Below are 23,360 nucleotides of genomic sequence, written 5' to 3'. Positions count from 1 at the left end.
TCGACCACTGGTCCGAATTGGGGATGCCAGGCCGCAGTGGATCACTCGCCCGCCCGCGCGGTCACCGTCTCGCCGTTTGCGCTGGTCAGGGTGAGGGGCGGCTGCTCCAGGCGGTGGCCGGCGGGGTGGCCGAACAGCCGCGGCGGCCGCCTTTCGGTGTCCATGAGTGAGGCTTCGCACATCATCCGGGTGTCCGGCGCGCGAGCGGCGACCGGGTTCACCTCACGTCAGCAGCGGCAGCAGGGCGCCGAGGTCCGCCCGCTCCCCGCTCGCGCTGACCTGCGCCCCGGCCACGGCGTCCGCCCAGGACAGCCGGCCGGTGGCGAGCCGGACCCAGGTCAGCGGGTCGGTCTCGACCACGTTGGGCGGGGTGCCGCGGGTGTGCCGGGGCCCCTCGACGCACTGCACGACGGCGTAGGGCGGCACCCGTACCTCGGTGGAGGCGCCGGGCGCCCGCACCGCGAGGGCGTCGGCGAGCAGCCGGGTGGCGGCGGCCACGGCCTGGCGGTCGAACGGCACCTCCAGGCCCGGCACGGCCGCGTTCAGGTCGTCGGTGTGGACGACGAGTTCGACGGTGCGGGTGACGAGGTAGTCGTCCAGCGGCAGCGCCCCCGCGTTGGTCTCCAGCACCCGGCCGCCGGAGTGCTCGCCGAGGACCGCGGCCAGGGAGTCCTCGACACCGGCGAGGTAGGCGTCGAGGTCGGGGTGCCGGTCGGCCAGGGCGCGGGTGAACTCGTCGATGGCCCCGGCGTTGGCGGCCGTGGCGAAGGGCCAGTCGAGCAGGACGGCGTCCGCCTTCGGCGGCTCCGGGCGCTCGAGCGCCCGGTGGACGGCGGTGACCGCCATCCCGATGTGCGCGACCAGGTCGCGCACGGTCCACGCGCCGAGCCGGGTGGGCAGCGCCAGTTGCCCGGCGGAGAGGCCGCGCACGGCCTGCCGTACGTGGCCGAGCTGGGCGGTCACCGCGGCGCGGGTCCTGGCGGGGTCGTAGGTGCGGGCGCGTCGTCTGGCCGTGGGCATGGCAGCGACCCTATGCCGTCACGGCGGGGCGGCCCAAGGCCGTGCGCCCGGCTCCGGCCGCGGACGCGCGCGGGCCCCGCCCGGTACTCCGGACGGGGCCCGCGGGCCTGCTGCGGACCGGGCCGCGGGCGTTACGCCAGCAGCGCCGGGATGGTGGCCTCGTGCGCCTCGCGCAGCTCGGCCAGGGACAGCGTGAACTGGCCCTGCACCTCGACCGCGTCGCCGTCGACGACGCCGATGCGGGTGACCGGGAGGCCGCGCGCACCGCACATGTCGTTGAACCGGACCTCCTCCGAGCGCGGCACCGCGACGACCGCGCGGCCGGCCGACTCGGAGAGCAGGAAGGTGAACGCGTCCAGCCCGTCCGGGACGATCAGCCGCGCGCCCTTGCCGCCGAGCAGCGCCGACTCCACGACCGCCTGGACGAGACCGCCGTCGGACAGGTCGTGCGCGGAGTCGATCATGCCGTCGCGGGAGGCGGAGATCAGGATCTCGGCCAGCAGCCGCTCCCGCTCCAGGTCGACCTTCGGGGGCAGCCCGCCGAGGTGGTCGTGGACCACCTGGGACCAGGCCGAACCGCCGAACTCCTCGCGGGTGTCACCGAGGAGGTAGAGCAGCTGGCCCTCCTCCTGGAAGGCGACCGGGGTGCGGCGGGCCACGTCGTCGATGACGCCGAGGACGGCCACGACCGGGGTCGGGTGGATGGCGGCCTCGCCCGTCTGGTTGTAGAGCGAGACGTTGCCGCCGGTCACCGGGGTGCCGAGCTGCTGGCAGGCGTCGGCCAGACCGCGGACGGCCTCCGCGAACTGCCACATCACCGCCGGGTCCTCGGGCGAGCCGAAGTTCAGGCAGTCGGAGACGGCGAGCGGCTTGGCGCCGGTGGTCGCCACGTTCCGGTAGGCCTCGGCGAGGGCGAGCTGGGCGCCGTGGTACGGGTCCAGCTTCGCGTAGCGGCCGTTGCCGTCCGTCGCGATGGCGACGCCGAGCCCGGTCTCCTCGTCGACGCGGATCATGCCGGAGTCCTCGGGCTGGGCGAGGACGGTGTTGCCCTGCACGAAGTGGTCGTACTGCGAGGTGATCCACTTCTTGGACGCCTGGTTCGGCGAGGCCACCAGCTTCAGCACCTGCTCGCGCAGCTCCTCGGCCGTCGCCGGCCGGGGCAGCTTGTTCGCGTCGTCGGCCTGGAGGGCGTCCTGCCAGTCCGGGCGGGCGTAGGGGCGCTCGTACACCGGGCCCTCGTGGGCGACGGTCCGCGGGTCGACGTCGACGATCTTGCCGCCGTGCCAGTAGATCTCCAGGCGGTCGCCGTCGGTCACCTCACCGATGACGGTGGCGATGACGTCCCACTTCGCGCAGATCTCCAGGAAGCGCTCGACCTTGGCCGGCTCGACCACCGCGCACATGCGTTCCTGCGACTCGCTCATGAGGATCTCCTCGGGCGAGAGCGTGGAGTCGCGCAGCGGTACGTCGTCCAGGGTCACGCGCATGCCGCCGGAGCCGTTGGAGGCCAGCTCGGAGGTGGCGCAGGACAGCCCGGCCGCTCCGAGGTCCTGGATGCCGACGACCAGCTTTTCGGCGAACGCCTCCAGGGTGCACTCGATGAGGAGCTTCTCCTGGAAGGGGTCGCCGACCTGGACCGCGGGGCGCTTGGAGGGCTTGGCGTCGTCGAAGGTCTCGGAGGCCAGGATGGAGGCGCCGCCGATGCCGTCGCCGCCGGTCCGGGCGCCGTACAGGATGACCTTGTTGCCGGCGCCCGAGGCCTTGGCGAGGTGGATGTCCTCGTGCCGCATCACGCCGATGGCACCGGCGTTGACCAGCGGGTTGCCCTGGTAGCAGGCGTCGAAGACGACCTCGCCGCCGATGTTGGGCAGCCCCAGGCAGTTGCCGTAGCCGCCGATGCCGGCGACGACGCCGGGCAGGACGCGCTTGGTGTCGGGGTGGTCGGCGGCGCCGAAGCGCAGCGGGTCGACGACCGCGACCGGGCGCGCGCCCATCGCGATGATGTCGCGCACGATGCCGCCGACGCCGGTGGCCGCGCCCTGGTAGGGCTCGACGTAGGAGGGGTGGTTGTGCGACTCCACCTTGAAGGTGACCGCGTAGCCCTGGCCGACGTCGACGACACCGGCGTTCTCGCCGATGCCGACGAGCAGCGCGTCGGACTGGGGGGCCTTCTCGCCGAACTGGCGCAGGTGCACCTTGCTGCTCTTGTACGAGCAGTGCTCGGACCACATGACCGAGTACATGGCGAGTTCGGCGCCGGTCGGGCGGCGGCCGAGGATCTCCACCACCCGCTCGTACTCGTCCTTCTTCAGACCGAGTTCGGCCCAGGGCAGCTCGACGTCGGGGGTTGCGGCCGCGTGTTCGACCGTGTCCAGAGGCGTCCGGCTCATGCGTTGACCAGCTTCTTGAGGATCGAGGTGAAGAACGGCAGCCCGTCGGTGCGGCCGCTGCCGATCAGCGGCTCGACGGCGTGCTCGGGGTGCGGCATGAGGCCCACGACGTTCCCGGCCTCGTTGCTGATCCCGGCGATGTCGCGGAGGCTGCCGTTGGGGTTGCCGTACCCGTCGGCGGCGTCGCCCTCGACCAGGTAGCGGAAGGCGACCCGGCCCTCGGCCTCCAGCTTGTCCAGCGTGTACGCGTCGGCGACGTACCGGCCGTCCATGTTCTTCAGCGGGATGCGGATCTCCTGGCCCTCGCGGTAGTCGCTCGTCCAGGCGGTGCCCGCGTTCTCCACCCGCAGCTTCTGGTCGCGGCAGATGAAGTGCAGGTGGTCGTTGCCGAGCATCGCGCCGGGCAGCAGGTGGGCCTCGGTGAGGATCTGGAAGCCGTTGCAGATGCCGAGGACCGGGAGACCGGCCTTCGCCTGCTCGACGAGGGGCTCCATCACCGGGGAGAAACGCGCGATGGCACCCGCGCGCAGATAGTCGCCGTACGAGAAACCGCCGCACAGCACCACGGCGTCGACCTGGTGGAGGTCCTTGTCCTTGTGCCAGAGGGCGACCGGTTCGGCGCCCGCGAGACGGATCGCGCGCTGGGTGTCCCGGTCGTCGAGACTTCCCGGGAAAGTGACGACCCCAATACGAGCGGTCACTTCGCCGCCTCCGCGACTTCCGCCGCTTCCTCGACCTTGACGGTGAAGTCCTCGATCACGGTGTTGGCGAGGAAGGATTCGGCAAGATCGTGGATGCGCGCGAGCGCGGCCTCGTCGACCGGCCCGTCAACTTCCAGTTCGAATCGCTTTCCCTGGCGGACGTCCGAGATGCCGTCGAAACCCAGGCGCGGCAGCGCCCGCTGGACCGCCTGGCCCTGGGGGTCGAGGATCTCCGGCTTGAGCATGACGTCGACTACGACGCGTGCCACTGGCACTCCCGGTGTGTGGTGCTGAGCAGGTTCCTTCAGACTACCCGCACAAAATTTCTACGCGGGTAGAGTTGGAGGAAGCTACGTGACCGCCATCACGATCAGGTGTCGAACGGGCGGTCCGGCGAAAAGTTCTGGGAAAGTTCGACGGATCGGCCCCCGACATCTATTGCGCCCGGACACGCGGGCGGATTTAGTCAGGCTTCACTTTGCATTGCCGGGCACTGTACAAATGAATTGGCAATAGCCGATACTTTGCTCGATAACTGGCGGACAGTCGACATCCGGGTCGTATCCCCCATGGCGTCCTGGCACGTCATGGCGACGCGGTGTCGCACGAAGGGACCGATATTCGTGGCGCAGAAGGTCGTGGTCACTCTCTTTGACGACATCGACGGCTCGGAAGCGGCGGAAACGATCGCCTTCGGCCTCGACGGCAAGTCGTACGAGATCGACCTGAATGAAGGCAACGCCAAGAAACTGCGCAAGGCGCTCGCGCCCTACGTGGAGGCCGGCCGCAAGCGGTCGAGGTCGGGCAAGGCGTACCGGCAGACGGAGGTCGCCCCCGACCCCGCGGCGGTCCGCGCCTGGGCCCAGGCGAACAAGATGGACGTCCCCGCCCGCGGCCGGATCCCCAAGAAGGTCTACGAGGCGTTCACCGCGGCGCAGTGACGCCGTGCGGGCAGCCGCTCCCAGGGCCCGTCAGCGGACCCTGGGAGGGGCCGACTTGGGCGCCGGGGGCCACCGACTTGCGCTACCCCCCTGCTGATCAGCTAATGTCTGGAGCACGCCGAGGGGCGAGGGCCGAAAGGCCGGAACCCCCGAGGTCCACGCGGGTGTAGTTCAGTAGTAGAACATCCCCCTTCCAGGGGGAAGGCGCAGTGTGCAATTCCTGTCACCCGCTCTGCACCGCCGACCGTCACAAGGGCTCTTGTGGATCAGGTAGGCTGGTGCTCGCACCGATCGGTGGGAGCCGGTCGGGGGCAGTGCGGACGTAGCTCAGTTGGTAGAGCGCAACCTTGCCAAGGTTGAGGTCGCGAGTTCGAACCTCGTCGTCCGCTCGGGAACGAGACCCCGGTCCATCGGACCGGGGTCTTCTCGTTGTCCGGACCACGCCGCCCGCACGCGGGGACGGTGTGAAGACGGCCACATCCGCGCAAGCAGGACCGCCCGGCGACGCACCGCCGCTCGGCATCCGGCGGGGACGGCCCGGCACCTGCGGCGCTCCCTCGCGGCGGCGTGCGCGGTCCGCCCCGGAGCGGGCGCGGGCGGCCGGACCCGGCGGGCACCCGGCAGCCGCGGCGCGGACCGGCCTCGGCGGCGACCGCCGGAAGACGCCTGTCGGCGGCCGGAGTTGAGTCCCGGGCCGTCACGGGCGCTCGTCCCACCGCCGGCCGCGCGGGAGCCCGGCGGGCCGGGCGGGCCGGGCGGGCAGGCGGAGGCGGGCAGCGGCCCACCGGGGAACGGCGGCACGGCGGACCCCGCCCGAGATTCCGCCCGGGGCCTCGACGGGACGCCGGGCGCCGCGTGTCCCGCGGCGAGGGCGTCCCGCGCGGGGGCCGGGTTGGGTATAGTTGCTTCCGCGCCACGGCGCAGTGCGGACGTAGCTCAGTTGGTAGAGCGCAACCTTGCCAAGGTTGAGGTCGCGAGTTCGAACCTCGTCGTCCGCTCCACGAAAAGGCCCCCGGGTTCCCCCGGGGGCCTTTCGCGTCAGGACCAGCTGGTGCCCGTGAGCCGTTCGTACGCCTCGACGTACTTGGCCCGCGTCGCCTCCACCACCGGCTGCGGCAGTTCCGGCGGCGGCCGCTCGCCCGTGCGGTCCCAGCCGGACTCGGCGGAGGTCAGCCAGTCCCGCACGAACTGCTTGTCGTACGACGGCTGCGCCCGGCCCGGCTGCCACTGGTCCGCGGGCCAGAAACGGGAGGAGTCCGGGGTGAGCACCTCGTCGGCCAGGACCAGGGTGTCGCCCTCGAAGCCGAACTCGAACTTGGTGTCCGCCAGGACGATGCCCCGGTCGCGGGCGATGTCCCGGGCGCGGGAGTAGATCGCCAGCGTGGCCTGGCGCAGCTGGGCGGCGGTCTCCGCGCCGACCTGGCGGGCGACCTCCTCGTAGGAGACGTTCTCGTCGTGCTCGCCGACCTCGGCCTTGGTGGCCGGGGTGAAGATCGGGCCGGGCAGCTCGGAGCCGTCGACCAGGCCCTCGGGCAGCGCGAGACCGCAGACGGTACGGCTCTGGCGGTACTCGGCGAGCCCGGAGCCGGTGAGGTAGCCGCGGGCGACGCACTCCACCGGGACCATGTCGAGGGACTTGCAGACCAGCGTGCGGCCCGCCCAGTCCGCGGGAGCGCCCTCGGGGAGGTCGGTGCCGAGCACGTGGCTGGGGGCCAGGTCGCGCAGCTTGTCGAACCACCACAGGGAGAGGCGGGTCAGGATGCGGCCCTTGTCGGGGATCTCGGTGGGCAGCACCCAGTCGTAGGCGGAGATGCGGTCGCTGGCGACCATCACGAGGTCGCCCGCCTCGTTCCGGTACAGATCGCGCACCTTTCCGGTGTGCAGATGCACCAGACCCGGAACCTCGATCGGCTCGGGCTTTTCGACGAATCCGGACACGGTTCCTCCCCGTGGTTCTGTCTGAGTGCCTCGATTGTCCCGTACGGGACACCGGCCGCGGACAGCGGGTCGCACGGGTCCGGCGGGCGCGCGGGCTCAGTCCCGTTTGCAGATGCGGTCGAGGAGGTTGGCCGTGGCGCGCTGGACGCGGGCGTCCACATGGCCGGGACGGTCCAGCGCCGGGGACCAGGCGAAGGTGCCGGAGGCGAACACCAGGGCGCCGGAGGGGGCGCGGTAGAGCGAGGTCTCCTGGTGGCGCAGGACGCCGGCACTGTCGGTGTAGGGGGAGTGGGCGAGCAGGATGCGTTCGTCGTGCCCCGGGAGCGCGGTGCGCGGGAAGTAGCGGTCGGCCTCGCCGGCGACCAGGCCCGCGATCTCGTCGCCCTCCTGCGTGCCGGTCGCCTCCCACAGCCAGTGGCGGGCGTTGCGCACGATCAGCGGGTGCGGCTCGGGGACGCGGCCCGCGTACTGGATGCCCATCAGCTGCTGCTCGGGCCGGTCGATCTCGCGCCACAGGACCGGCCTGCCGGGGCCCTTGCGCTTGCGGCAGGTCAGCAGGCGGTCCGGGACGCCGGACGGGGACGGGCCCAACTCCACCTGCCAGTACAGGCTGTTGGCGGAGAGGAAAACCAGCGAGGTGCCGTGCTCGCGGGCCACCTCGGCCGCGCGGCGCATCTGCGGCGACCAGTACTCGTCGTGGCCGGGGAAGACCAGGCCCCGGTAGCGGGTGGGATCGACGCGGCCGGCGTGCAGGTCGCGGGCGTCGGCGTAGGCGAGGTCGTAGCCGTAGCGCTCGGCCCAGCGGATGAAGTCGTAGGCGTGCCCGACGTGCAGGGGCAGGCCCGCGCCCGCGTAGGGCCGGTCGAAGGAGACCGTGGTGGCGGCGTCGGCCTCGCCGAGCAGCCGGCCCCGGTCGTCCCAGGCGTGGTAGAGGCTGGCGCCGGTGCGGCCGTCCTCCGGATAGAGGTTGTACGCCTGCCAGGTGACGTCCGGGAGCAGCAGGAGCAGGTCGGCGGGGTGGTCGTCGCGGATGGTGAACGGCACGTGGGAGCGGTAGCCGTCGGCGGTGGTCAGGACGGCCACATGGGCGCCGACGCTCCAGTAGGAGGGGACCTGGAGGCGCCAGGACAGCCACCAGTGGTGGCAGGAGACCGTGCGGTCCGCGGCCAGCGGCGGGGGCTGGACGATGCCGGACAGACGCGGGCTGGTGGTGATCTTCGCCGCGCCGTCGCCGCCGTAGTGGCCGATCCGGTAGATGTCGACGCTGAACTGCTGCGGCGGGTCGACGGTGATGTGGAAGTCGATGGCCTCGCCGGGGGCCACCGCGCCGGTGGAGGTGAAGCCCTTGATCTGCCGGTGCACGTCGTCGGCCGAGCGCGGTCCGCCGCCGGCCGGGCGCGGCGCGGGGACCCGGGGGTTCTCACCGGTGGGCTGCGGGCGGCTGGGGTCGACGTACCAGGGGACGACGTGGCCGGTGTCGTCGAAGTAGGTCTCGCTGCCGCGCAGCCAGGGGACCGGGCCCTGGCCGAAGGGGTCGGTGACGGCATGCGCGAGCGCTCCGGACTCCCAGCGGCGGATGTGGTCCGAGGCCATGGACGCTCCCCTCCCTCATGCCCCCGTGTCTCGGTCGCTCTGCGTAGGTCGCACGCTCGTGCCGCGCGCGAGGTCGGTCCCAGCACATCACATCACGCACGCGTCCGGTCACTGGTCGTTGCGAATTGACCTTAAGTGGAACCAGATATTCCGTTTCCTGACCCGGGACCGCGGGCCGGGCGACCGGGGCCGGACGCGGAGGCGGTCCCGATTCAGACCAGCCGCACCGGCTTCTCCGGCCGTATGCCGGTGGCGACCAGCCAGGCCCGCAGCGGTCCCGGGTCGCCCTCCTCGATCAGGCTGCGGACCTTGGGGCCGAGGTCGGCGGCCCGCTCGCCGCCCAGCAGCAGCGAGGGGCCGTCGAGCCAGTCCAGCGCGGGGGCACCACCGGCCGTGTCGACGGCGGCGCAGCACACCATCGCCGTGACGTGCTCGGCGAGGAGTTCCCGGGCGGTGCGCGGGGGGCGCAGCGGGAACAGGGGCAGAGCGGCGTCGTCCCAGAGGGCGAGGTCCGGCCCCGCGGGGGCGGGCGCCGCTACGGCGGTGCCCGGCACGGCCGGCTCCTGCCCGGCCGCGCCCCGGCCCGGGCCGGACTCGCGGGCGGCGGCCTTGGGGGCGGCGGCCGAGGCGGCCTCCTCGCGGGCCAGCTCGGCGCTCAGCCCGGCGGCGAGAGCGGCGCCGCGCTCGTTGCCGGTGCCGTCCTCGTCGTCGTCGGCGTAGGCGCCGGCTCGGGCTCCGGTGGCGCGGGAGCCGGTGCCGTGGTCGGCGGCGGCCGTTCGCGCCCCCGTGCCGCGTGCCTGGTAGGCGTCCGGGGCGGTCGTCGCGGCGGCGGCCGGGTCGGTGTCGGTGTCGGTGAGGTGCTCCAGCACGCGGGCCAGGGTGGGACCGGCCTGGTCGGTGGTGGAGCCAGGGGCGGGGCGTACGCCCAGGGAGTCCAGGACGCGGTGCAGCCGGGCGGCGTCGGCGCGCCAGGTGCGGTCGACGACCTCCTCGGGGTACTCCTGCCAGCCCACCGGCGCCCAGTGCGCGCCCGGCTCGGCGGGGCCGCCGTGGAAGAGCCGGGCGGCGAGCAGGGAGGCGGCCTCGTCGACCGCGCCCGGCTCCTCCAGCAGGTCGCAGGCGGGGCGCTCGCCCAGGCGGGAGGCGAAGCCCTCGGCCAGCCGGTCGCGCCGGGACAGCTCGGTGAGCGCCGCGACGACGCCCGCGTCCAGCCGGGAGGGCCAGCGGCCCATCCGCCAGGCCGGCAGCGCCACCCTGGTCAGCAGCCGGTCCCAGCCCGCGTACGCCAGCCCGACCTGCTCCTGGGCGACGATCCGCAGGCCGTAGTCCACGGCCTGGGCGCGCTCGGCCGCCGCCGCGGCGACCCCGCGCTCCATCAGGGCCGCGTGCTCCCGGCAGCCGCGCAGCAGCAGCCGGGCCACCCAGCCGACGGCCGCGCACAGACCCCGGGTCAGCGGACATCGGCCGGGCGTCGCGGCGACCGCGACCGCCGCGTCCAGGCCCCGCACGAACCGGCGGGCCGCCGCTATGTCGGGGTGCGCCGAGGGTCCGGTGCCCGCGACGACCGGGGCGAGGACCGCGCGCAGCTCCCCGACGCGCATCCACCACAGGAACGGGGAGCCGATGACGAGGACGGGCGCGGCGGGCGTACGGCGCTGGGCGCGCCGGCCGGGGTCCGCTGTCTCGTCGGCCGCCTCGCGCGGGGGCGGGCCGTGCGCGGGGTGGGTGCGGTCCTCCAGCCAGCTGTCGCAGTCCGGGGTGAGCGCTATGGCGGACGGGGCGGGCACGTCCAGGCGGTCGGCGAGGTCGCGCACCATCCGGTACAGGTCGGGGGCCGCCTCCTCGGCGACCCGGACCGTGGGGGTCACCGCCGGGCGGGCGCGGGCGACGACCAGGGCGACACCGGCCGCGGCCAGCAGCACGAGCAGCGCGAGCGCGCCCACCGCCCAGCGGGCCGCGTCCCAGCCCGCACCGGTGAAGTGGCCGCTGTGGCCGCCGGCCAGCAGGACCACCGCCACCGCCGCGGGCAGCACGGCCACGCCCAGGGCCCGGCCGCGCACGCGCAGCACGGCGAGGGCCCTGGAACGCGCTGCCTGCGCGCCCATCTCCGCACCGATTCCGGTCATGCGCGGACCACACCCCCTCCCTGCGTCGCGCTGCCCTGGCTCTTGCTCACTCCCCCACTGTGGCACCCGCCACCGACATCGCAATGCCGGTGGGCCAAGTGCCGGAACGCTTGCGCCGCACCCTAGTTGGGGCCCCGGCCCACGTCAGCAGGAAAAGGCATCGGTCACTCGATGGAATGGCCTTGGTCAAAGCTGGATGACGGACAGCAAAGATCAGGCCCCGGATTCCTCGTCCGGGGCCTGAGGGGCTGCGGTGGTGCGGAAGGGCCAGGTCAGGCGCCCGCGGCCGCCTTCGCGGCGATGTCGGTGCGGTGCTGGGAGCCGTCGAGGCGGATGCGGGACACGGCACGGTAGGCGCGCTCGCGGGCCTCGGTCAGGTCGGCGCCGGTGGCGGTGACGGACAGCACACGCCCGCCGGCGCTGACGACGGCGTCGCCGTCCAGCCGGGTCCCGGCGTGCAGGACGTAGGCGTGCGGGGCGTCCTCGGCGGCGACCTCGTCCAGGCCGGTGATCGGGTCACCGGTGCGCGGGGTGCCGGGGTAGTTGTGGGAGGCGACGACGACCGTGACGGCGGCGTCCTCGCTCCAGCGCAGCGGCGGCAGGTCGGCGAGGGTGCCGGTGGCGGCGGCGAACAGGACACCGGCCAGCGGGGTCCGCAGCCGGGCCAGGACCACCTGGGTCTCCGGGTCGCCGAAGCGGGCGTTGAACTCGATCACCCGGATGCCGCGGCCGGTGATGGCCAGACCGGCGTACAGCAGCCCGGAGAACGGGGTGCCGCGGCGGCGCAGCTCGTCCACGGTGGGCTGCAGGACGGTCCGCCGCACCTCCTCCACCAGCTCCGGGTCGGCCCAGGGCAGCGGCGAGTAGGCGCCCATGCCGCCGGTGTTCGGGCCCTCGTCGCCGTCCAGGGCGCGCTTGAAGTCCTGGGCGGGCTGGAGCGGGACGACCGTCACGCCGTCGGTGATCGCGAACAGCGACACCTCGGGGCCGTCGAGGAACTCCTCGATGACGACGCTGCCCCGCGGCCTGGACGGCGTGGGCGGCACGGCCAGGCAGGCGGCCGCGTGCGCGGTGGCGGCCTCCAGGTCGGAGGTGACGACGACGCCCTTGCCGGCGGCCAGCCCGTCGTCCTTGACGACGTACGGCGCGCCGAAGGCGTCGAGGGCCTCGGCGACCTCGTCGGCGGTCGTGCAGACGTAGGACCGGGCGGTCGGCACCCCGGCCGCCGCCATCACGTCCTTGGCGAAGGCCTTGGAGCCCTCCAGCAGCGCCGCCTCCCCGGAGGGGCCGAACACGGGGATGCCCGCGTCGCGCACGGCGTCGGCGACCCCGGCGACCAGCGGGGCCTCCGGACCGACGACGACGAGACCGGCGCCGAGGTCCGTGGCCAGCGCGGCCACGGCCTTGCCGTCCAGGGCGTCGACCGCGTGCAGCTCGGCGACCTCGGCGATGCCGGCGTTGCCGGGGGCGCAGTACAGCGCGCTCACGTCGGGGTCGAGGGACAGGGAACGGCACAGGGCGTGTTCGCGGGCACCGCTGCCGATGACGAGGACCTTCACGGGGGTCAGCCTAACGGGCCGGGGGTGCGGCGCTTTGTGCGGGCCGCCGAAGGGGGAGGGAGCGGTGGGCTGTGCGTTTCTCCGAACGCGGGGGCGCCGGGCACGCCGGAGTCCGCTCGCCGGTCACTCGTTGGTGAACTCCTCCATCACCGTCGCCCCCAGTTCCCGGACGATGAGTTCGTGACCGGAGAGGGCCGACTCGTCCAGGTCGGGGTCGTCGTCCTCGGGGGTGTCGTCCTCGGGGGCGACGTTGGCCGGGGGCGGTTCGGGCGCGGCCTGGGACCGGGGACCCGGCGCCGGGGCGGACGGGGCCGCGCCGCGGGCCTGCGACGCGGCGGGGCCCGGGGACCCGGAGGGGGACCCGGCGGAGTGCGCGGAGCCGCCCGCCTGATACGCGCCGGGGCCTGCCGAGCCGCCGTGGCCCGCCTGGCCGCCACCGCCGTAGCCACCGGTGGGTGCGGCGCCGTAGCCACCGCCCGGGGAGGCGCCGAAGCCGCCGGGACCACCGGGGGCGCCGGTCGTCGCGGGGGCCGAGCCGCCCGACGGGTCGATGACCGCCTCGATCTTCCACTGCACGTTGAACTGCTCCGACAGCGCCTGCCGCAGGACGTCCTCGCTGCCGCTGCCCGCGAAGTTGTCACGGGCGCCGGCGTTGACGAAGCCGAGCTGGAGGGTGGTGCCGTCGAAGCCGGTGATCTGGGCGTTCTGGCTGAGCAGGATCCAGGTGAAGCGGCGGCGGTTCTTGACCGCCTCCAGGATGTTCGGCCAGAGCGTGCGGGGGTCGAGGCCGCCGGCGGGGGCGGAGGCCGGTGCCGGGGCGGCCGTGGGCGCGGGGGCCGGGGCGGGGGTGGCAGCGGCCGGGGGCCCGCTCTGCGGCTGTCCCTGGCTCTGGCCCTGGCCCGCTCCGCCCGGCGTGGCCGAGGGCCAGCCGCCGGGGCGCCGGCCGCCGCCGACGGCCGCGGCGGTGGGCCAGGCGCCGGGGGCGGTGGCGGCCGGGGCCTGCGGGGCGGGGGCGGCGGGCGCCGTCGGTGCCGGTGCCGGTGCCGGGGGTGTCGCGGCAGCTGCCGGGGCCGGTGCCGGGGCGGCGGGGCCGCCCTGTGCCACGGGGGCCGCGGGCGCCGGGCCCGGTGCCGTACCGCCCGCGCCGCTCCCCGTACCGCCACCGGCGGCGACCGGGGGCCGTACGGCCGCGCGGGCGGCGGCCGCGCCGGTGCCGGGCGGCAGCGGTGCGGCCGTGGACGGGGGCGTGCCGGCGCCGGTCTCCGGGCCGCCGTGGGCCTCGGGACCCGGGGCGTAGCCCATCGCGGGCGCGCCGGTGCCGGCGGAGAAGCTGACGCCGCGCTCCAGGCGGTCGAGGCGGGCCATGAGGGCGCGCTGGTCGCCGTAGGCGGCGGGGAGCAGCACGCGGGCGCAGATCAGCTCCAGCTGGAGGCGCGGCGAATGGGCGCCGCGCATCTCCGTCAGGCCCTCGTTGACGAGGTCGGCGGCGCGGCTCAGCTCGGCGGCGCCGAAGGTGCCGGCCTGGGCCTGCATGCGTTCGACGACGTCGGCGGGGTGGTCGAGCAGCCCCTTCTCCGCGGCGTCCGGGACGGCGGCGAGGATCACCAGGTCGCGCAGCCGCTCCAGCAGGTCGGCGACGAAGCGGCGCGGGTCGTTGCCGCCCTCGATGACCCGGTCGACGACCTCGAAGGCGGCGGCCCCGTCACCGGTGGCGAAGGCCTCGACGACGGAGTCGAGGAGGGAGCCGTCGGTGTAGCCGAGCAGCGAGGTGGCCATGGGGTACGTCACACCGTCCGCCCCGGCGCCGGCGAGCAGCTGGTCCATGACCGACATCGAGTCACGCACGGAACCGGCGCCGGCCCGCACGACGAGCGGCAGCACGCCGTCCGCGACGGGGATGTCCTCCTTCTGGCAGACCTCGGCCAGGTAGTCCCGGAGGGTGCCCGGCGGCACGAGCCGGAACGGGTAGTGGTGGGTGCGCGAGCGGATGGTCCCGATGACCTTCTCGGGCTCGGTCGTGGCGAAGATGAACTTCAGGTGCTCCGGGGGCTCCTCGACGACCTTCAGCAGCGCGTTGAAGCCGGCCGACGTGACCATGTGGGCCTCGTCGATGATGTAGATCTTGTACCGGCTGCCCGCGGGCCCGAAGAACGCCTTCTCGCGCAGCTCACGGGCGTCGTCCACACCGCCGTGCGAGGCGGCGTCGATCTCGATGACGTCGATGGAACCGGGGCCGTTGCGCGCGAGGTCCTGGCAGGACTGGCACTTCCCGCAGGGGGTGGGGGTCGGGCCCTGCTCGCAGTTCAGGCAGCGGGCCAGGATGCGGGCGCTGGTCGTCTTGCCGCAGCCACGCGGTCCGCTGAACAGGTACGCGTGATTGACCCGGTTGTTCCGCAGCGCCTGCTGCAACGGGTCCGTGACATGCTCCTGCCCGATGACCTCGGCAAAGGACTCCGGGCGATAGCGGCGGTACAGCGCGAGAGACGACACGCATACGAGGTTATAGGCGCCCACCGACAACGAGCCCCGCCCGAGACATCGCCCACAACCCGCGACCCCGCCGACGATCTCCGCCCCGGCCGCCCCACCCGCGGGCCCGCCCCGACGGCCCGCCGCGGCCTCCCCGCTCCCGCTCCGCCCGGGAACGCAGACGCCCCCCACGCACCCGCCAGAGCCGACCTACCCTTGCTGCCTTCCGGCCCTGGGGGAGTTCAGTCAGATAGCGCCGCGTGAGGGGCTGCCGAAAGAGTACCCGATCCCGGCCTGCGAGAACGAGTTCGCGAGCACTCCCCTCGGTCATGTAATGTTCCGAGCGGAGGATTCGCCTAGAGGCCTAGGGCGCACGCTTGGAAAGCGTGTTGGGGGCAACCCCTCACGAGTTCGAATCTCGTATCCTCCGCCAGTGCCTCACCGGGCACGATGTCGAAGGGCCCCACCGTTCGCGGTGGGGCCCTTCGTCGTGCGTGACCGGTGAGGTCAGTGTCCTGCGGTCGGTTCGCCGGGTGGGGTGTTCGCGGGCGGTGCCGGCCGGGTGCCGGTGTCATCGCCGGGGTCCAGGAATTCTCTGAGGGCGAAGGCCAGGAGGGTGAGGACGGCCGTCCAGATCACCACCGCGGTGGTGGGGTAGCTCCAGGTGAAGAGGACGACCGCCGCGATCACCAGGACGGCCACGCCGATCCAGTGCTTGTAGCGGTGCACGAAGCGTCCGGTGGCGCCGAGGCGGAGGCCCGCGGAGGCCGACACGTCGCGAAGGGCGCCGATGCCCCGGCGGCAGCCGGTGCGGGTGGTGACGGCGGCGCGGCTCGGGCCGACGAGGAAGGCGCCCAGCGCGGTGAACAGGGCGACCGCGCCCAGTGCCCGTACGGCCGCGCGCAGGAACTTGATCAGCGCGTCGTACACGGTGCCGGCCGCGGCCTGGGAGGTGCCGGGGGGCAGGTGGCCGAGGTAGATGTCGCGGGCCACGGTCAGGGCGACACCGAGGACGACCATGGCCACGAACACCGCCAGCGCGGCGCCGATCAGGGCGCGCCGGCGGTGGACGGCCAGGTACACACCGGCCGCGGCGACCAGCAGGGCGATCAGCGGCAGCCAGCCGCCCAGGATCTCCAGCACCCGCACCGCGGTCCTGACCTTGCCCACGTCCTTCGAGGCGAACACCACGAACTGCGTGTGCACGGCCGGGATGCTCGCGGCGGGTGCGAGACCGGCGGCGACCAGCCGGTCCTTGACCTGGGCGACGATCGGCGCCAGGTCGATGGTCACCTGGTTGTCCTTCAGCGAGACGGCCCCGCCCGCCTCGCCCGTCAGGGCCTCGTCCAGGGCGCTGTGGGCCCTGCGGTTGCCCTCCACCCAGGCCGTCTGGAAGGCATCGCTGCGGATCACCCGTTCCACCGTGGCGCCGACCAGCTGCTTGAGGCCGCTCGTGATCGGCCCGTCCAGCTGGTTCACCAGCTGCGCCGCCCGCGGGGGCACCCCCTTCTCCGAGGCCGCGTCCGACAGCTGCTTGACCAGGGCGTCCACGTCGATCTGCGCCAGCACGGCGGTGGTCACCCGGGCGGTGACCGCCTGCTGCACATCGGGGTCCTCGGCCAGCGGGGCGACGGTGGCGACGTAGCGGTCGGTGTCGTCGACGATGCTGTTCGCCCACACCGCCACGACGGCCAGCAGGGACAGCAGCGCGGCCAGGAGGATCAGCAGGGCCGAGCCGAGCGACCGCAGCCGGTGGTGTCCGGCCGCCCCCGACGCGCCACCGCCCTCCAGGGCGCTCACCCGGCCGCGCAGCTCGTCCAGCTCCGTGCGTTCCCTGGCCGACAGCTGCTCGTCGCCGTTGCTCATGACCCCAAGGAGATTCCACCCGGTGCGGTGCGGGCGACCCGGGCGACCCGGGCGGGTGAACGCCGGGCTCAGCGCCGGGTGATGCGCACCGGCTCGGAGACGGTCACCTGGTCCAGCTCGGAGACCCGTACGGTCACCCTCATCGTCCAGGTGCCGGCCATGGGCAGGTCGACGGCGGGGGCCGCCCAGTAGCCGCCGCGGTCGGTGAGCCCGGCGTTCAGCGGGCCGATGTCCCGGGCGGGCAGGGTGAAGGACAGCCGGAGTTCGGGGACCGTGGCGAGGCCGCCGTCGGCGCCGTAGACGACGGCTTCGACGGAGTTGCGGCCCGTCCGGCCCGGGTCCAGGGTGACCTGCACCGTGCCGTGGGCGCCGGGCGTGCCGGCGGCGTCGACGGCGAAGGGCAGCGTGGTGACCGACGCCGTGGGCAGCCCGCCGGCCGCCGAGGCCGTCGCCGCCTCCTGGGTCCGGGCCGCCGCCCGGCCCGGGACCGTGTTCGTCAGGACGGTCGTGACCCCCAGGACGACCACGGCCACGGCCACCTCCGCCAGCGCCGAGCGGCGCAGGGCCCGGCGGTCCGCCTCACCCCGACCCGCGGAGGAAGGTGACGCAGGGGGCGCGGACGGGGGGAGGGGTGTCCGGGGGGCGGTGTCCTTCCCGGCGGGCACCGTCACCGGCGCGCGCTCCGCCTCGGGTGCCTTCAGGGCCCCGGAAGCCGCGAGGTCCGCGGCTGTCGCGGACGGCACCGGCGCCACGCCGGTCGTGTGGCGGCGGGAGCGGCTCGCCGCCATGAGCAGGAGGGTCACCACCGCGGCCTTGGCGAGCAGGAGCCTGCCGTAGGACGTCGTGGTGAGGGCCTGCCAGGAGCCGAGGCCGCGCCAGGACTGGTAGACGCCGGTGACGACGAGGACCGTCACCGAGGTGAACGCCAGCCGGGAGAAGCGGGCGGTGACGGCCGCGATCCCGTCGGCCGGTGCCCGGTTCAGCGTCGTCAGCAGGGCCGTCAGGCCGCCGAGCCAGGTCGCCATGGCCAGCAGGTGCAGCACCGTGGAGGTCATGGCGAGCGGTACCTGGACACCGGCCGAGGCGTGTCCGGCGGCCGCCCAGGTCAGGGCGAGCGCCACGGCCAGTACGGCCCCGCCCGCCAGGACCGGGCGCGAGGAGGGCCGCCGTACCCGGCGCAGCAGGACGCCCGTGAGCAGCAGGAGGGCCAGCCGGGCCAGCAGGGCCAGGCCGGGGCGGGCGGACAGGGCGCGGGTCAGGGACGCGGGGTCGAGGGCCGTCTGCGGGCCGGTGCCCGTCTCGTAGGGGCCGCGCAGCACCAGCAGGACCACGGTGGCGGCCAGCAGCCCCCACCAGCCCGCCCGCAGCGCGGTGCGCAGCGCCGCGGTGTCCGCCGGGCGGCACAGCGCGACGAACGCGGCGGTGCCGATGAGCAGGGCCGCGGCGCCGTACGCGGCGTAGCGGGCGAGGTCGTACAGCCTGCCGGTGAGCGGGTGCTCCACCGGGCCGGGGTCGATGCCGGTGACCGTCGCGGAGCGCTCGCCGACGGAGAAGGTGAACGCGCCGGAGACCGGATGGCTGTCCGCCGAGACCACCCGCCACGCCACGGTGAAGGTGCCCCGGCCGGCGGCGGCAGGCAGCCCGACCCGGACGGTGTCGGAGCGGTCCGGTGCGTGCCGCGCCGGGCCGGTGCGCAGGCGGTGGTTGCGGGGGTCGTAGACGCGCAGGGAGTCGTCGAGCAGGCCGACCGACTCGGTGAACGTCAGCGTGATCCAGCGCGGCGCCGACGGCAGGACCTTCCCGTCGGCGGGGTCGGTGGCGCGCAGCGTGGCGTGCGCCGAGGCGGGCGCGGCACCGCCGGCGAGGAGGGTGAGCAGGATCCCGGCCAGGAGCAGCAGGTGCCGCAGCGCCCGCCGGCGTCGTCCCTCGTTCCGCAGTCGGCGCACGTTCTCTCCCGCTTCGCACTTGCCGGCCTCCGGCCTCCGGCCCCGCCCCGGCCTCGGGTGGGATACGTGTGCGGTGCGCGGCGCGTTCAGTTCGCGGTGCCGGTGCCCACCGATGTCTCCGTGTCCGTGCCCGGGTCCGCCGGGAAGGCGGCCCGCCGGGTCAGGAAGGCCAGCCGGGCGTGTTTCTCGGGCAGCCGGACGTCCGGCAGGTCGATCTCCGGCAGGACCACGGCCGGGCCCGACGTGAAACCCTGGCGGCGGAAGCGGGTGACGGCCCTGTCGTTGCGCACGTCCGGGTCGACGACGATCCGCTGCCGGTCCAGGCCGAGCAGGGCATAGCGGATGAAGACGGCCAGCAGCGCCGCCGACCAGCCGGGGCGCGGGCCGGCCGGTCCGGCGGGGGCGAGCAGGACGTGGACGCCGATGTCACCGGGCCGCACGTCGTAGCACGCGCCGACCCGGTCGGACGCCGGCTCGTAGGTCTGCAGCAGCCCGACCGGTTCGCCGTCCTTCAGGGCCAGGAAGGCGTGGTGGGTGTCGAGGGTGTCCAGGTGGGCGTAGATCTCCTGGACCTCGGCCACCGAGAGGCCGTTCATGCCCCAGAAGGCGGCCCGGTCCTCGGCGGCCCAGGCGTGCACGACGCCCGCGTCGGCCGCCGGGTCGAGGGGCAGCAGCCGGACGGTGCCGAAGCCCTCGACGAGCTGTTCGTGGACGGCCTCGCGGACGGGGGCGGCGTACGGGTCGGCCATGGTCCCGTTCTCCAGGGTCACGCTCTCCCGGTCCAGGGTCATGCTCTCCTTCTCCAAGGTCACGGTCTCCTTGCTCAGACGGTCCCAGTCGGTGACGACCGGGACGAGGTCTCCACGCAGCCAGTGGGGCAGCTGGTCGCGGTGGTGGGGCGAACCGGGGACGCCGTCGGCGCCGAAGGGCACCACCCAGCGGCTGTCCTCGCGGCGGGCCAGGTCCCAGACGTAGCGGGCGGCCGGGCCCCGCGCGCTCAGCTCGGTGACGCCGGGCACGGCGGAGGTGCACAGCACGCAGTCGTGGTCACCGGCGAGACCCGGCTCGGACCACCGCCGCGTCGGCAGCGCCCGCCAGGGGGCGAGCCGGTGGACGTCGGCCCAGGTGCCGGCCGGCTCGGCGGCGGCCACCTCCTCCAGGGCGGCCCGCACCACCGCGGGGCGGTCGATGCCGTACAACTCCTCGGCGCGCAGCAGGTGCTCGAGGGCGAAGCCGATGCGCGGGGTGAGCGCCAGCCAAGGAAGCAGCACCTCCGGGTACGCGGGCGGTTCGGCGAGCGCGGCGAACGCCGGGTGCGCGGCGAGCCGGCGTACGACCGCCGCGCGCACCGCCGCGTAGCGGGCCGCGTCGGTGCTGTCCGCGTCCATCCGGCGGTCCCAGGCCAGCAGCCGGTCACGCAGCAGGGCGGCCGCGGGGCCGAGGCCGTCGAGGGCGGCCAGCCGGTCCAGGAGCGCGCCGGCCGACGCGAGGTGGGTGTCGGTGTGGATGGCGGGCATGTCGGCGGCGGACCAGGCGCGGCGCCCGGCGAGCAGGTCCCGGATGCGGTCGGCGCGGTGCGGCGGGGCGAACTCGACGCCGAGCGGGGCGGCGGGGCCGCGCTGGTTGGCCATCACGGCGACGCCGTCGGCGAGTCCGGCGTACGGCGGCTCGTGCCAGCCCCGCCACGCGTGCCCGGGTTCCCAAGCGGGCACGGGCCCGACCAGGTTGGCCGCCGCCCGCACCGGGACCCGGCCCGCCACCCGGTGCAGCACCCCGCCCTCGGTGTCGGCGGCCTGCACGACGTTGACCGGCTCGGCCCAGGCGTCGAGGGCCCGGTCCACGTCGGCCACGCGGCGGGCGCGCAGCAGCGGCAGCAGGGCGCTGAAGCCGAGGTCGCCGGTGACCCTGGGCGGACAGCGCAGCGCGAGGGCGGCGGGGAAGCCGTCGCCCGGCCCCGGCCTCGCTGCCCCGCCGTCCAGGCCTTCGGGGCCGCCTGCGATCACCGGGCCGCGGTCGGTCTCGATGACCTCGACCTCCACCGGGTGGTCCTCGCCGGCCACCGTCACGGTCTCCGTGTGCCGGGCCGCGCGGTGCCAGCGGCCGTCGGGTCCGAGCGCCTCCACGCCCGCCCCGGTACGGCGCAGCCGCTCCCGGTAGAGGTCCTGGTAGTCGGCCATGGCGTTGGTGATGGCCCAGGCGACCGTGCCGGTGTGGGCGAAGTGCGCGATGCCGGGGACACCGGGTACGGCCAGGCCCGTGACGTCGAACTCGGGGCACGCCAGGCGGATCTGCTGGTAGACGCCGGGGTCCTCGATGAAGCGGTGCGGGTCGCCGGCGATGACCGCCTGCCCGGTGACCGTGCGCTCGCCGGAGACCAGCCAGCCGTTGCTGCCGGCGGTGCCGGGTCCGTCGGTGGCGAACAGCGCCACCGCCTCCGGGCCCAGGTGCCGTACCGCCTGCTCGCGCCACAGCTTGGCCGGGAAGCCCGCGAAGAGGATGTGCGTGGCGAGCCAGACGCCGAGCGGGGTCCAGGGCTCCCAGCGGCCGGGGGCGAGACCGGTGGCGGCGAACTCGGGGGCGCGGCGGGCGCCGGCCGCGAGCCCCTCGTTCACGCCGTCGACGTACGCCCCGACCCAGTCCGCGGTCCCCGGGTCGCGGCGCTCCAGGGCGGCGAAACAGCGGCGGGCGGTGTCGTCGAGGCGGGCGCGGCGGGCGAAGACGTCCCAGGACAGGGCGGCGGCGCCGAGGAAGGACGCGGAGGTGCCGCCCGCCCGGTGCCGCTCGGTCTCGAGCTGCCAGGCCCGGTCCAGGGCGGTGACCCGGCCCTGGGCCCGGGCCAGTTCGCGGGCGCTGCCGGCCCGCAGGTGCGGGATGCCCCAGGAGTCGCGGTAGGTCTCGGCGGTCACCGTGCCCTCTTCCTCGTGGATCTTTAGGTAAGGCTAGCCTAACTATGCACTGGGATAGGTGGTGGGGGCGTACCGGGCGCGGGATCATCGAGGCATGGACGTCACGCTGCACCTCGCCCAGGACCCCGAGGCCGACGCGCTGCTCGGCCGCAGCCCGCTCGCCGCGCTGATCGGCATGCTGCTGGACCAGCAGGTGCCGATGGAGTGGGCGTTCAAGGGCCCCGCGACCATCGCGGCGCGGCTCGGCGCCGACGACCTCGACGCCCACGACATCGCCGCCCGGGACCCGGAGGCGTTCGCCGCGCTGCTCTCCGACAAACCCGCCGTGCACCGCTATCCGGGGTCCATGGCCAAGCGCGTCCAGCAGCTGTGCCAGTACCTCGTCGAGCGGTACGACGGGGACGCCGAGGCGCTGTGGCGGGACGTCGGCAGCGGGCCCGAGCTGTTGAAGCGGTTGCAGGACCTGCCGGGCTTCGGCAAGCAGAAGGCGCAGATCTTCCTGGCCCTGCTGGGCAAGCAGCTCGGGGTGCGGCCCACGGGCTGGCGGGAGGCGGCGGGGCCGTACGGCGAGGAGCGGGCCTTCCGGTCCGTCGCCGACATCACCGGGCCCGAGTCCCTCGCCAAGGTACGTGCGCACAAGCAGGAGATGAAGGCGGCGGCGAAGGCGGCGAAGGCCGTCCACTAGGGCCTGTCGTTCGGATCAGGTCGGCTGAGAGGAACTGCGCCTTCCGGCCGACCCGAGCGGGGCGTGGTGCGTGCAGCCGCAAGGCGGAGGAGGGAGAACGCCGCAGATGTGCGTGCCACGCCCCGCGACGCCGACATGATCCAAACGACAGGCCCTAGCCCCGGCCGGGGCTGCCTCGGCTGCCTCGGTGGCCCGGTGACCCGATCCGGTGCGGGCCGGGGCCGCGCCGCTCATCCGGGCGGGCGCTCCCGGCTGGCAGGACCCCGGGGGCCGTTCCCACCATGGAGCATGAACGAGCCCCCCAGCAGCGGACCCGCCCCGGACCCGGACTTCCACGACCGCAAGGTCCCCACGGCGGCCACCCCCGGGTCCGGCGCCACCCCTCCCGGGTCCTTCGCCGCCCCTTCCGCCTCCGGCGGGACGCCGACCGGGGCCGGCGCGGCCCGGTCACCGCACGACCACCACGACGCGGAGCCCCCCTTCGAGGGCCCCCTGCACGCCCTGGCGCAGGCCGCCTGGCAGGTCGTCCTGTTCACCGGCATCGCCTCCCTGGTCCTGGGCGTGCTGGTGCTGATCTGGCCGGGCGCCTCGCTGCGCGCCGCCGGCGTCCTGTTCGGGCTGTACCTGCTGATCAGCGGCGTCTTCCAGCTGATCTCCGCGTTCGGCACGCACAAGCGGACCGCGCTGCGCGTGCTGGCCTTCATCAGCGGTGCCGTGTCGATCCTGCTGGGGCTGTTCTGCTTCCGCGGGCCCATGCAGTCGACCCTGCTGCTCGCCCTGTGGGTCGGCATCGGCTGGCTCATCCGGGGCATCACGCAGACGATGGCCGCCGTGTCCGACCCCGGCGTGCCGGCGCGCGGCTGGCAGGTGTTCCTCGGGATCGTCACCTTCCTCGCCGGCATCGTGCTCATCGACTCGCCGCTCGAGTCGGTCGCCGTGCTCACCCTGGTCGGCGGCATCTGGCTGGTCGTGGTCGGCCTCGTCGAGATCGTCACCGCGATCGGCCTCCGCACCCGTGCCCGCCGGGTCCCGCGCGAGCTGTGACCGCGGCCGGCCCAGCGACCGGCCTCCCGTGACCGGCCCCACCGGCTTCGCGTTCCGCCGGTGCTCCGAACGGGCGGTTCCCGGGCGCGGCGCGCCGTCCCGCGTCCCCGGCCCGGGCAGGGATGCGGCGTGAGCGGGACAGCGGGTCTCTCCCCGGACCGTGGCCGCAGCCGCTG

16 protein-coding genes, 4 tRNA genes and 1 other RNA gene are annotated in these 23,360 nt (G+C 74.6%); 7 read left to right on the top strand and 14 right to left on the bottom strand.

Annotation, left to right across the window (positions count from 1 at the left end):
- Window positions 1–41 precede the first annotated feature (41 nt).
- From ACZ6CZ_RS20920 to purS, 5 genes are all read right to left on the bottom strand, one after another.
- On the bottom strand, window positions 42–221 hold the full coding sequence (locus tag ACZ6CZ_RS20920) for an META domain-containing protein (protein ID WP_469023139.1): 180 nt from the start codon (window positions 219–221) through the stop codon (window positions 42–44).
- A gap of 1 nt (window position 222) precedes the next feature.
- Window positions 223–1,020, bottom strand: coding sequence for a maleylpyruvate isomerase family mycothiol-dependent enzyme (locus ACZ6CZ_RS20915; RefSeq protein WP_469023137.1), 798 nt, complete (start codon window positions 1,018–1,020; stop codon window positions 223–225).
- 131 nt (window positions 1,021–1,151) lie between these two features.
- A complete protein-coding gene (gene purL / locus ACZ6CZ_RS20910) occupies window positions 1,152–3,410 on the bottom strand; it encodes a phosphoribosylformylglycinamidine synthase subunit PurL (RefSeq protein ID WP_469023135.1) in 2,259 nt (752 codons plus the stop codon).
- On the bottom strand, window positions 3,407–4,111 hold the full coding sequence (gene purQ / locus ACZ6CZ_RS20905; RefSeq protein WP_469023132.1) for a phosphoribosylformylglycinamidine synthase subunit PurQ: 705 nt from the start codon (window positions 4,109–4,111) through the stop codon (window positions 3,407–3,409). Before purQ ends, purL begins: the two co-directional genes overlap by 4 nt.
- The gene (gene purS / locus ACZ6CZ_RS20900) at window positions 4,108–4,380 is read right to left on the bottom strand and encodes a phosphoribosylformylglycinamidine synthase subunit PurS (RefSeq protein WP_020940955.1); all 273 of its coding nucleotides are present in this window, start codon (window positions 4,378–4,380) and stop codon (window positions 4,108–4,110) included. Before purS ends, purQ begins: the two co-directional genes overlap by 4 nt.
- A 354-nt stretch (window positions 4,381–4,734) precedes the next feature.
- Between purS and ACZ6CZ_RS20895 the strand changes: the two genes are divergently transcribed.
- From ACZ6CZ_RS20895 to ACZ6CZ_RS20880, 4 genes are all read left to right on the top strand, one after another.
- Window positions 4,735–5,052, top strand: a complete 318-nt coding sequence (locus tag ACZ6CZ_RS20895; RefSeq protein ID WP_469023130.1) for a histone-like nucleoid-structuring protein Lsr2 — start codon at window positions 4,735–4,737, stop codon at window positions 5,050–5,052.
- Window positions 5,053–5,212: 160 nt separating this feature from the next.
- Window positions 5,213–5,284, top strand: a tRNA-Gly gene (locus tag ACZ6CZ_RS20890).
- 84 nt (window positions 5,285–5,368) lie between these two features.
- Window positions 5,369–5,441: transfer RNA gene (locus ACZ6CZ_RS20885), tRNA-Gly, on the top strand.
- A gap of 536 nt (window positions 5,442–5,977) precedes the next feature.
- Window positions 5,978–6,053, top strand: a tRNA-Gly gene (locus ACZ6CZ_RS20880).
- A gap of 37 nt (window positions 6,054–6,090) precedes the next feature.
- Here the strand turns inward: ACZ6CZ_RS20880 and ACZ6CZ_RS20875 are convergent.
- The 6 genes from ACZ6CZ_RS20875 to ffs all read right to left on the bottom strand — a co-directional run bounded on the left by ACZ6CZ_RS20875 (window position 6,091) and on the right by ffs (window position 15,009).
- Window positions 6,091–6,990, bottom strand: a complete 900-nt coding sequence (locus ACZ6CZ_RS20875; RefSeq protein ID WP_469023127.1) for a phosphoribosylaminoimidazolesuccinocarboxamide synthase — start codon at window positions 6,988–6,990, stop codon at window positions 6,091–6,093.
- Window positions 6,991–7,086: 96 nt separating this feature from the next.
- Window positions 7,087–8,583 (bottom strand): N,N-dimethylformamidase beta subunit family domain-containing protein, encoded by a 1,497-nt coding sequence (locus ACZ6CZ_RS20870; protein ID WP_469023125.1) that lies wholly within the window; start codon window positions 8,581–8,583, stop codon window positions 7,087–7,089.
- A 212-nt stretch (window positions 8,584–8,795) separates the two neighbouring features.
- Window positions 8,796–10,709, bottom strand: a complete 1,914-nt coding sequence (locus ACZ6CZ_RS20865; RefSeq protein WP_469023123.1) for a M48 family metalloprotease — start codon at window positions 10,707–10,709, stop codon at window positions 8,796–8,798.
- Window positions 10,710–10,981: 272 nt separating this feature from the next.
- Window positions 10,982–12,268, bottom strand: coding sequence for a phosphoribosylamine--glycine ligase (gene purD, locus ACZ6CZ_RS20860; protein WP_469023120.1), 1,287 nt, complete (start codon window positions 12,266–12,268; stop codon window positions 10,982–10,984).
- A 123-nt stretch (window positions 12,269–12,391) separates the two neighbouring features.
- Window positions 12,392–14,758 (bottom strand): DNA polymerase III subunit gamma and tau, encoded by a 2,367-nt coding sequence (locus ACZ6CZ_RS20855; RefSeq protein ID WP_469023118.1) that lies wholly within the window; start codon window positions 14,756–14,758, stop codon window positions 12,392–12,394.
- Window positions 14,759–14,914: 156 nt separating this feature from the next.
- An RNA gene (gene ffs / locus ACZ6CZ_RS20850) (signal recognition particle sRNA small type) lies at window positions 14,915–15,009 on the bottom strand.
- A 73-nt stretch (window positions 15,010–15,082) separates the two neighbouring features.
- Here ffs and ACZ6CZ_RS20845 point away from each other — a divergent pair.
- Window positions 15,083–15,170, top strand: a tRNA-Ser gene (locus ACZ6CZ_RS20845).
- A gap of 74 nt (window positions 15,171–15,244) precedes the next feature.
- Here the strand turns inward: ACZ6CZ_RS20845 and ACZ6CZ_RS20840 are convergent.
- From ACZ6CZ_RS20840 to ACZ6CZ_RS20830, 3 genes are all read right to left on the bottom strand, one after another.
- On the bottom strand, window positions 15,245–16,603 hold the full coding sequence (locus ACZ6CZ_RS20840; RefSeq protein WP_469023115.1) for an RNA-binding protein: 1,359 nt from the start codon (window positions 16,601–16,603) through the stop codon (window positions 15,245–15,247).
- Between the two features lie 68 nt (window positions 16,604–16,671).
- A complete protein-coding gene (locus ACZ6CZ_RS20835) occupies window positions 16,672–18,498 on the bottom strand; it encodes a copper resistance CopC/CopD family protein (protein ID WP_469023405.1) in 1,827 nt (608 codons plus the stop codon).
- A gap of 137 nt (window positions 18,499–18,635) precedes the next feature.
- Window positions 18,636–21,455, bottom strand: a complete 2,820-nt coding sequence (locus ACZ6CZ_RS20830) for a GNAT family N-acetyltransferase (RefSeq protein ID WP_469023114.1) — start codon at window positions 21,453–21,455, stop codon at window positions 18,636–18,638.
- A gap of 94 nt (window positions 21,456–21,549) precedes the next feature.
- Here ACZ6CZ_RS20830 and ACZ6CZ_RS20825 point away from each other — a divergent pair, with 94 nt between their 5' ends.
- Window positions 21,550–22,140: an HhH-GPD-type base excision DNA repair protein gene (locus ACZ6CZ_RS20825; protein ID WP_469023112.1), complete on the top strand. Its 591-nt coding sequence runs from the start codon at window positions 21,550–21,552 to the stop codon at window positions 22,138–22,140.
- 288 nt (window positions 22,141–22,428) lie between these two features.
- Entirely contained in the window at window positions 22,429–23,184 is a 756-nt protein-coding gene (locus tag ACZ6CZ_RS20820; RefSeq protein ID WP_469023110.1) for an HdeD family acid-resistance protein, read from the top strand.
- Window positions 23,185–23,360: the final 176 nt, after the last annotated feature.

It is taken from the genome of Streptomyces sp. NPDC041135 (assembly GCF_055592085.1).
This window is presented reverse-complemented; position numbering and strand designations above follow the sequence as displayed.

Excerpts from the sequence above, each read along its gene's own strand:
- ACZ6CZ_RS20870 (WP_469023125.1), bottom strand. The coding sequence starts at position 8,583 with ATGGCCTCGGACCACATCCGCCGCTGGGAGTCCGGAGCGCTCGCGCAT.
- ACZ6CZ_RS20820 (WP_469023110.1), top strand. The coding sequence starts at position 22,429 with ATGAACGAGCCCCCCAGCAGCGGACCCGCCCCGGACCCGGACTTCCAC.
- purL (WP_469023135.1), bottom strand. The coding sequence starts at position 3,410 with ATGAGCCGGACGCCTCTGGACACGGTCGAACACGCGGCCGCAACCCCC.
- ACZ6CZ_RS20915 (WP_469023137.1), bottom strand. The coding sequence starts at position 1,020 with ATGCCCACGGCCAGACGACGCGCCCGCACCTACGACCCCGCCAGGACC.
- ACZ6CZ_RS20865 (WP_469023123.1), bottom strand. The coding sequence starts at position 10,709 with ATGACCGGAATCGGTGCGGAGATGGGCGCGCAGGCAGCGCGTTCCAGG.
- ACZ6CZ_RS20825 (WP_469023112.1), top strand. The coding sequence starts at position 21,550 with ATGGACGTCACGCTGCACCTCGCCCAGGACCCCGAGGCCGACGCGCTG.
- ACZ6CZ_RS20840 (WP_469023115.1), bottom strand. The coding sequence starts at position 16,603 with ATGAGCAACGGCGACGAGCAGCTGTCGGCCAGGGAACGCACGGAGCTG.